An 8,348-nucleotide genomic window follows, 5' to 3' on the forward strand; every position below is an offset into this window, starting at 1 on the left:
AGCCATACTCCATTGCATCATAACACTTGGTTTCCAACTTTAAATCATTATCTCCTGCCATCATATCACTTTTATCCTTGCTTATATAATATTAAACAAATTGATTTATATATATTTATTGAATTATCCATAAATCCAATCGAATCTTGATTAGAAAAAAATCATTTGTCAAATTCCATATTTATTACTTGATTGTTTAAAAAAAGATGAAAAAAATAAACAATCATTCACCTTATAAATTTAAAATTTTCAATTAAATTCGAGATTAAGAAAATGAAAAATAAAGAATTTAAAAAAATGAAATATGTTCAATATTTTAGTATATTTTAAGATATTTTTATTCAATTGTATAATAAATAGATTTATATTTAAAAAAAAGATATGCTTAATTGGAGTTGGTATACTCAAACCACATTTTTGAATATATCATTCCATTAAACCGTAAGATATGATCACAATAGCTGAAAGAAAAGATTAAAGTCTAAAGATTTTACTTTTCTTTCAAATAAAAAAAATTATTTGATCTAATTTAAGAATCTCTAATGAAAAGGTTGTTACCATAAAATAGGAAGGGGTGATTTGTTATAATAGAATAAATCATCCTTCCTAAAAAAACACCAAAGGAAAAGACAATTAAAATTATAATTTAAGGGATGATAGATTTTATTTTAAGCTCACTCATATTAAATCCTAAATAATACTTCTTCATCTCTTATATTATATAAATTAAATATGTAGAATGTAATTTTCCCCCCTTTTACATAATACTCATTAATCAATTACATTCTACCATTTAATTTAAATCCAAATAACCTCTCAAAAGAAGAATTTCTTCACTCTGAATAGATATGGATGTTTAGTTAATTGGTAAACTTTTCTTAAAAAAATACAGATAATTTTTTTCTCAACTGTAATCATCCTCTATTATGAAAATAGCTGATTGACTACCATTCATATTTATTCCATGAAATGGCTGTTTTTAAAAAATAGGATAAATTAGTTTTTAATCAGTAACTCATAAAAAAAGCATCATCAATACGTTTTTTTAACTTAATGCAATTAAAATACTCACTAAACATTTTTTTTTAACTTAATGCAATTATAATCCTAAACAAAACGTTTTTTATATTAAATTGGAAAGGAAGCTAATCTGAAATCAATTTGAATAATCTGATAAACTTCTCATCAATGTCTTCTTCTTCAGCATACAAAGCCAAGTATTGTGCAAATGTAGGTTTGCTGAAGCCCCTATAGGTCATATTATAGAATATGTCTCCTAAAGATTTTGAAAACTTCTTGGATTTTCTTATCTTTTGAATTGCCTTAGCATCTATTTCCACTTCATATCCACATTCATCGCTTATGTATTTGGATAATGCCTGAGCGAGCACATCATTTGGAAAAGTGTCTTCAAACTCCTTCTGGCCAATAACGAAGATATTTGAATTTTCAATCATTCCATTTTCAATCCATTTGTTTAATCTTTCCTTTGTTTCCTCATCAGCATCATTGTCCATCAATGCAAAGATATCCGTTTTGGAAAATGAATTCTTTATAATGCGGATGAAATTAGGTATGTCCTTTATGCCGTCTGCCTTTACAATCTTTAGGAAGTTTTGGGTGATTGGATAACCATACAATTTCTCATACATGATTGGAATGAACTTAAGTTCTGATTCCCCTTCCACTATCAAAAGTTTGCTTGTGAAGAAGAGGTCTATGTTCATTATTCCAAGATTTGCCAAGGTGATCTGTGTTTGAGTTGTGCTGTCCAACTCAAAGATCTGGGAACCTCTATCTGCATCTAAGCTGATTAACTTAATTTCATCAAGCTTGACCTGATTGATTAAGAATGGAGAGTGAGTGGTTATTATAATCTGTTTTCCTTCCTTAGACAAGTCCTTTAACAAGCGTAAAACGTCTAATTGGGCCTTGATATGAAGGTGAGTTTCAACTTCATCGAATACATATACAAGGTCATTCTTGTCCTTTTTATGCTTGAAAATAGCAAGTGTGGTACGCCTGTTTGTACCGTCTCCCATCTTTTCAAGTAGCATTTGCTGGTTATTATTATTTAGTAATTCTACATTGATTTTTAAATTGAGTTTAGGTTCGCTTGTAACTATTGGATTTATTTCCTTAAAGTCAGGAAGGAATTCCTTCAATTGGGTGTTTAGTTCCTGTGCATTTTCGTTGTTTAGCTGTTGGTCCTTAAATTCATCTATGTAATCTTCAATGTGCTGATTGATTGTCTTTCCTTCTATCTTATAGTCCCATATATCTTCCTTTAGCTCTTTAAAGAAGGTGTTCTCAAAGAAGGAATCTATATTTTCAAATTCCCTGCTTCCTAAAAAGCTAATTGGATAATTTAGAGTTTTTACTTCAGTGAACTCCTCTTTTTCAAGTTCTTTTATAATATTGTCTTTTAGAGTTTCCACTTTAGAATTGGATCTGTATGTTGTGTTGAATGTTGATGCATATTTCCTTAAGATTTGCTTTTGCTCATCTTCTTCTAAACTGTTGAATTCATTGCTTTCCAACTCTTCTTTTATTTGATTAGCTTTTTCTATAGAAGGTTTAATCTTATAAGTGTTAATAAGTGTGTCTTCACTGACTTTTGATTCCATGAAATAGGTGTAGTCAATATCCTCCAGCTCAATTGTTACAGGATTTTCTATTTCATTGAAATCGTTCATGTCTATTTTCTTTTTACTAAATAGAATTTTAAGTGAATCTATAAGTGATGTCTTTCCTGCATCATTTTCCCCTATTATTACATTCAGGCCTTGATTGAATTCCATATTGAAGTTCTTTAAAGACCTGAAGTTTTTGATTTTAATTGATTTAAGCATGATATCACTTCTATTTAATAAAATATATTTGTCCTTTTTATATAAATGTTTTAATGAAGTGATTTGGATTAATCATTAAACAATAGCATGTCCCTTTTCAAGAATTTAGATAATTTCCCACACATTATTCAGATACTGCATCATGCTTGTTTAGACTTCAAATACTCTTCATTGTGCTTTATATCAATATAATAAGAAAAATAAACATTAGAAAATAATTTTTTCAATTTTACGAATTCCTTTAATAAATCATTATATACTTGCCTGTTCTTCCTAATCCTTATTTTTCATTAATACGTTAGATTTATTTTTACTCTCTTTAGCTTTCATAATATTTCATTTTAGACCTTAAAAAATTCTCATTGCAACTTGTATCTATGTAATAACATGAATAAACATCACTATATAATCTTTTTAATTTAACAAATTCCTTTAACAAATCATTATACAACTGATAATTTGTTTCGAAGTTGCCCTCATTCAAAACAATATATGCAAAAATAGAATCAAAATCATCATATTCCGGATCTACCACATATTCCAGATATATTTTGGAATCTGGAAAGAATTTGTTCATTAGAGAATAACTATTATTTATCAAATCCTCCAAGTCTAATTTATTTGAAATAAATTCATTTATCTCCTTTGGATTCATCAATATAAACTTTTTAGATAAATTAACACCTGATTTTTGATTAAAATTGAAATCAGATATCTTCGGTTGTTGTTTTGAAGCTGTTTTTAAATTATACATATTATCCCATTTTAAAAAAAATTAATTATCTTTATTAAAAAAATTTAATATTTCTTTTGATATCATTTTACTTTCTTTAACTTTCCCTATATCAAAATAGAGTTCATAATCAGCATCATTACGATTTTTTCTGAGAGCATTTAATTTATCTCCAATTTCATTTGTTTTCTCCAAGTTTTGAAAATATTTAATCAAATCCATATGAGAAATCCTTGAACCTCTCTTTCGATTGTTTTCAATATTATATATCTCTCTAGCCACCAAATAGCAGGAATAATAAAAACGGCCTACAGCTGATCTTTGGTATTCTTCATTTTCACAATAGTCTTCCAAATGATCTCCTACAGAATAGAATTTTTCACCACTAAAAGTCATCAAATCATCTCAGTTAAAAAATTCCGGAATTTTTAATTTTCTTAATTAAGACTTGTATGAGTATTTGTTTTAATCATATATAAATATTTTAGTTTTATTTGGCTATTGAATTGATTTGAACATGTAAAATTAAAATTAGAGTGTTAAAAATGCTTTAAATTTTTATATATGGTTTACTATATATGGAAAAAAGTAGGATTGATTTTTCTATTAATTTAATTAAAAAGAGAGTTAATAAAAATAGTGTTTTGTAAAATGGTTTTTATTTCATTAATGATAAAATTGATTTAATTGATTTAATGTAAAAAATAGAAAAAAAGTAAAAAGATAATGTATATCTATTTAATCATTATCCTGTTCATAATCATAATCCCCATAATCATAATTGTCATCAAATGAATAGTATTCAGGTTCCTCTTCAAACTTTTTTCTAGGAACACATGCCTTTTTAGATTTTCTATGATCTTTTTGCCACATAATATCACATCTTTTAAGGTTTTATCTTTTGAGCATATTGAATATTTCTTTCTATACTGCTTGATTTATGATTCTCAATCATGAAATCTATTTTCTCATCCTTTTCCAATGACTTTGGAATTCCAAACAATGATGCCACCACATCAAAAGTATCATCATCCAAATTAGACAATGTATCTCTAAGCTCTTGGAAACTTAAAGCGGTAGCCACTTCCTCTTTAGGTTTTATGATCCTTGATTTTGGCCTATGATCATTAACTTTTGGTTTGATTTCCACACTACTGAAAACATATCTTTTTTCTTTTTCTTCAGATTCCTTGATTAACTCTTCGGAAACTCCTTTAGTGAAACCACAGTCCTTGCATTTATGTCCATCCAAATATGGCAACATCATGCCATTACACTCTGGACAAAAATCCATTGGTTCGCTTTGAGTTGCATTAGCTTGAATATATTCCTCTTGTGCAACAGTGAATCCTTCATAACTTGAATTTTTATTTGAAGGATTTTCAGCATTTGTTCTTTCAGTTAATCTACGTTCCCTATGTAACCTTTCCATCTTATCATCAATTGACATATTTCACCCAAATAATCTACGATTTCAACAGTTTTTTTATCTCTAAAAATTATTAGAAACCGTAATATATAAAGATTACTGTTTTTCAAATGAATTTAAGAAAGGGATTAGGTATGTTAGTTCGATTGGATTGTAGAATTCTTTTCTAGTTTCTTTGTCGTATACTACATCACATATTTCAAAGCTTAAGTCGATTTCTTCATCTTCTTCTTTTCCAAAGCAGACCCAAGTGTTTAGTTCTACAAAGTAGTTTATTTGTGGAACTAACATTTCGTCTTCTCCTTGGAATGTCATTTGATTGTTTAATTCATTGAACTCTTTTACGGTTGTTTTTAAAGTAGATTTCGCATAAATTGAATCTAATTCTGTGTATTTGTTTTCATTCAGCCATAAGACGAATTGGAATGTTATGTCGTCTAGTTCTAGTATTTCTTTAGTTTCTAAATTTTTAGCTATTGATACTTGCATGTTATCACTTATTTAACTTACTACTTTTAATTTTTAAAATTTATCTTAAAGTATAAATTTCATCTAATTTAACATAATATCCTATTGGTTTCACATAACTGAATATGGCCCTTGAAAATCCATATTTTTGTTTTGAAAAATAATTATCTGCTAATTGAATCTTTTCTTTTAAATCTTCTACTGTTTCAACATCAAAAAGATCTTTTACTTTTTCAAAATGTTTTTTTGAAGTCAATTTTCTAAATAATTCAAAATCATCAGATTCTTTATAAATATGTGTAAATGGGAACCACCCATATTTATCCTTTAAATTTATTATAGAAATATAACAACATAATAAATCAGCTTCAACAAATTCATTAATTTCAAAATCTGAATACATTCTTTCTATTAGCATATTACCTAATCCAGTAATATAATTATTACCTTTTAATTTATAATAATATGTTAAAATTTTATCCGTTTCTATATTACCTCTTTGATCTAATATTAAAAAATTTTGAGTTTCATTAGGGTTGTATACTGATTTAAAATAATAAGGAGAATTTAATACATTTGAAATAAAATCATAATTTTTATAATGTAAAGAAATTGTTATTAAATATAAAAATAGTTCTCTTATTATAAAATCATAGTAAATTATACTTCTCCTATCAAATGTTTCACCCACTTTAGGAATTGTTAAATTAAATAATCTTCCAAAAAAGTCTATAATATTATCAAAATCAATTTCAAATCCACTATATTTAGTATATTTTATAATTTTTTTAAAAAATTTAATAAAAGAATCCCTTAAGGGAATATATTCAAAAATTTTATCATATATCACTTTAACTATATCCTCAGTTTCATTACTTGAAAAAGTTATTTGATTCTTTTTAATACAATCAAAAAATTCTTCTAAAAACTCTTGAATAATATTATTAATTAAAAATTGATCTTTTTCTACACGTTTTTCAAATGAAAAAATTATACTCTCCAAAGTACCATTGTTAACTTTTGGAACCTTTAACCTAACTGGGAATTCACCAATTGGAGGTTTTATATGTTCAGGAACATTATGAATTCTTCTTAGTAATCTCTCATAACCATCATTATAGTCATTAATTAAATCTATGAATTTCCTAGATGCTAAATATGTAGGAACACATGGTTCGCCTTCATCATCTCTTTCATATATAATAGGTATAACTCTTGTTTGTTCAACATTATTATATACCTCCTTACTAATTATTTGAGTTTCTGTACCAACTCCTCCTTTACGTTGATCAGCTTTTGTAGCATATTCTTGATCACAAATTATTAATACAAAATCAATTTCTTTTGATTTAACTTTTTCCATATAATAATTTAAATCAATACCTTCTGGAGCATCCCATAAATCTAATAAAACATCAACTCCATCAGACATTAATCTTTTTGCTAAATTTTCCACATTTTCAATATGTTCATCACTTGTCCAGAATATGAAATAAACACTTTTGGAATATCATTTATATTTCTCTCATTACTTTCCATGCAATCAACCCTAAAAAATTTTAATATTATCTATTGAACTAAAAAAGAATCAATTAAATCCTTATTTTCATCATATAATTTCTTATTCTCTTTTTTTATCTCTAAAAATTGTGAATTAATATATTTTAAATCAATTAATTTTTCCAACATTCTTAAATCAAATTGAATATAAGATTCATCTACATCCCAATATAAACAGGTAATTAAGTAAATTAGCTCATTTTTATTTAATTTTTTTATATATTTATCTACAGTTTCAAATCCAGAAAAGAAGTTCCAATACTCAATCATCCATTTTAATTTAGGAATACTATGAATATCTTTTCTAAAAATTTCATTAATAAAATCAATTATAGGATTATAAATTTCATTTAATTCTGATTTTATAAAAACATTATTAAAATAACAAGAATAAACTAAAAAGATTTTAAAATAACTATCTATTGTCTCAAAAATAATCTTTTTTAGAAGATTTTTAAAATCTAAACTATTTTCAAATAAATCTGATAATGAAAGGATAAAATCTACAATAATAGAAGAACTATTTTTAGGCACAATATAATATTGATCTTCAGCAAATAACTCATCAATATGATTTAATAAAACTGAAATAACATTTGATATGTTATTTTTAGGAAAATCTTGAATATAATATTTATTTAACATATCAAATAAATTATAAATCAACCCTTTTTCTTTTATACTTAAAAGTTCATGGTAAAAATCTTCAGGGTTATCTGAAAGATTTATAATAGATAATATTCTTGATTTAGATAACTTTTCAGAGTTTGTGAAAAAAGTAAAATAAGAATTAAAGAAATTATGATTACATATTCCACCATCTCTAATCTTATGATAAAGTTCCTCATCATCAATACTTTTTTCGTAACATAACCAATTTACCTTAGGGAATAATTCTGCTAAAATTAATTTTACAAATTTCTCATTTATAGTGTTCTCAAATAGTTGATTTAAGAAACTTTTTAAACTCTTTTTTCTTTCCTCAAAAAATTTTGTTTTCTCCCAATAATCATAATCAGGATCAAAACAGTCAAAAGAAACATCTTGTGTTTGGTACTGTGCGATTATTGATAAAACTTTAGACGATTTTTCGCTTGCTTCGTGATGGTAAAAACGCAAAGTCGCCACACTAAAATTTTTATTGTTCTTTTTCAAATTGCAGGCCGCACAAGAAGGACGATAATTTTCAATAGAATCTACTATGAAACCATCATTATTCAATTCGTCGATATATTGATTGAAATCGCTATCATCCGTTTTTTTAGCGTTTGTCGCTAAAATATGATCAACATGCATGTTTTTGGGC

General features: G+C 26.0%; 8 protein-coding genes. All 8 read right to left on the bottom strand.

Annotated features, from left to right (window positions below):
* Nucleotides 1–1,145: 1,145 nt before the first annotated feature.
* On the bottom strand, nucleotides 1,146–2,852 hold the full coding sequence (locus Q0409_RS05735; RefSeq protein ID WP_298535989.1) for an ATP-dependent endonuclease: 1,707 nt from the start codon (nucleotides 2,850–2,852) through the stop codon (nucleotides 1,146–1,148).
* Between the two features lie 319 nt (nucleotides 2,853–3,171).
* Nucleotides 3,172–3,606, bottom strand: a complete 435-nt coding sequence (locus Q0409_RS05740) for a hypothetical protein (protein ID WP_298535991.1) — start codon at nucleotides 3,604–3,606, stop codon at nucleotides 3,172–3,174.
* Nucleotides 3,607–3,627: 21 nt separating this feature from the next.
* Complete coding sequence (locus Q0409_RS05745; RefSeq protein WP_298535992.1) at nucleotides 3,628–3,981, bottom strand: hypothetical protein; 354 nt, start codon at nucleotides 3,979–3,981, stop codon at nucleotides 3,628–3,630.
* 342 nt (nucleotides 3,982–4,323) lie between these two features.
* Entirely contained in the window at nucleotides 4,324–4,458 is a 135-nt protein-coding gene (locus Q0409_RS05750) for a hypothetical protein (RefSeq protein WP_298535994.1), read from the bottom strand.
* A gap of 13 nt (nucleotides 4,459–4,471) precedes the next feature.
* Nucleotides 4,472–5,035, bottom strand: a complete 564-nt coding sequence (locus Q0409_RS05755) for a hypothetical protein (protein WP_298535996.1) — start codon at nucleotides 5,033–5,035, stop codon at nucleotides 4,472–4,474.
* Between the two features lie 75 nt (nucleotides 5,036–5,110).
* Nucleotides 5,111–5,329, bottom strand: coding sequence for a hypothetical protein (locus tag Q0409_RS05760; protein ID WP_298535998.1), 219 nt, complete (start codon nucleotides 5,327–5,329; stop codon nucleotides 5,111–5,113).
* A gap of 214 nt (nucleotides 5,330–5,543) precedes the next feature.
* Complete coding sequence (locus Q0409_RS05765) at nucleotides 5,544–6,938, bottom strand: toll/interleukin-1 receptor domain-containing protein (protein WP_298536000.1); 1,395 nt, start codon at nucleotides 6,936–6,938, stop codon at nucleotides 5,544–5,546.
* A gap of 113 nt (nucleotides 6,939–7,051) precedes the next feature.
* The coding region (locus Q0409_RS05770) for a hypothetical protein (RefSeq protein ID WP_298536001.1) at nucleotides 7,052–8,348 on the bottom strand (1,297 nt) is incomplete at its 5' end.

Origin of the sequence: uncultured Methanobrevibacter sp. (assembly GCF_937898925.1) — an archaeon.
Classification (GTDB): Archaea; Methanobacteriota; Methanobacteria; order Methanobacteriales; family Methanobacteriaceae; genus Methanobrevibacter.

Coding starts and splice junctions, on each gene's coding strand:
- Q0409_RS05750 (WP_298535994.1), bottom strand. CDS start 4,458: ATGTGGCAAAAAGATCATAGAAAATCTAAAAAGGCATGTGTTCCTAGA.
- Q0409_RS05745 (WP_298535992.1), bottom strand. CDS start 3,981: ATGACTTTTAGTGGTGAAAAATTCTATTCTGTAGGAGATCATTTGGAA.
- Q0409_RS05740 (WP_298535991.1), bottom strand. CDS start 3,606: ATGTATAATTTAAAAACAGCTTCAAAACAACAACCGAAGATATCTGAT.
- Q0409_RS05760 (WP_298535998.1), bottom strand. CDS start 5,329: ATGACATTCCAAGGAGAAGACGAAATGTTAGTTCCACAAATAAACTAC.
- Q0409_RS05755 (WP_298535996.1), bottom strand. CDS start 5,035: ATGTCAATTGATGATAAGATGGAAAGGTTACATAGGGAACGTAGATTA.
- Q0409_RS05735 (WP_298535989.1), bottom strand. CDS start 2,852: ATGCTTAAATCAATTAAAATCAAAAACTTCAGGTCTTTAAAGAACTTC.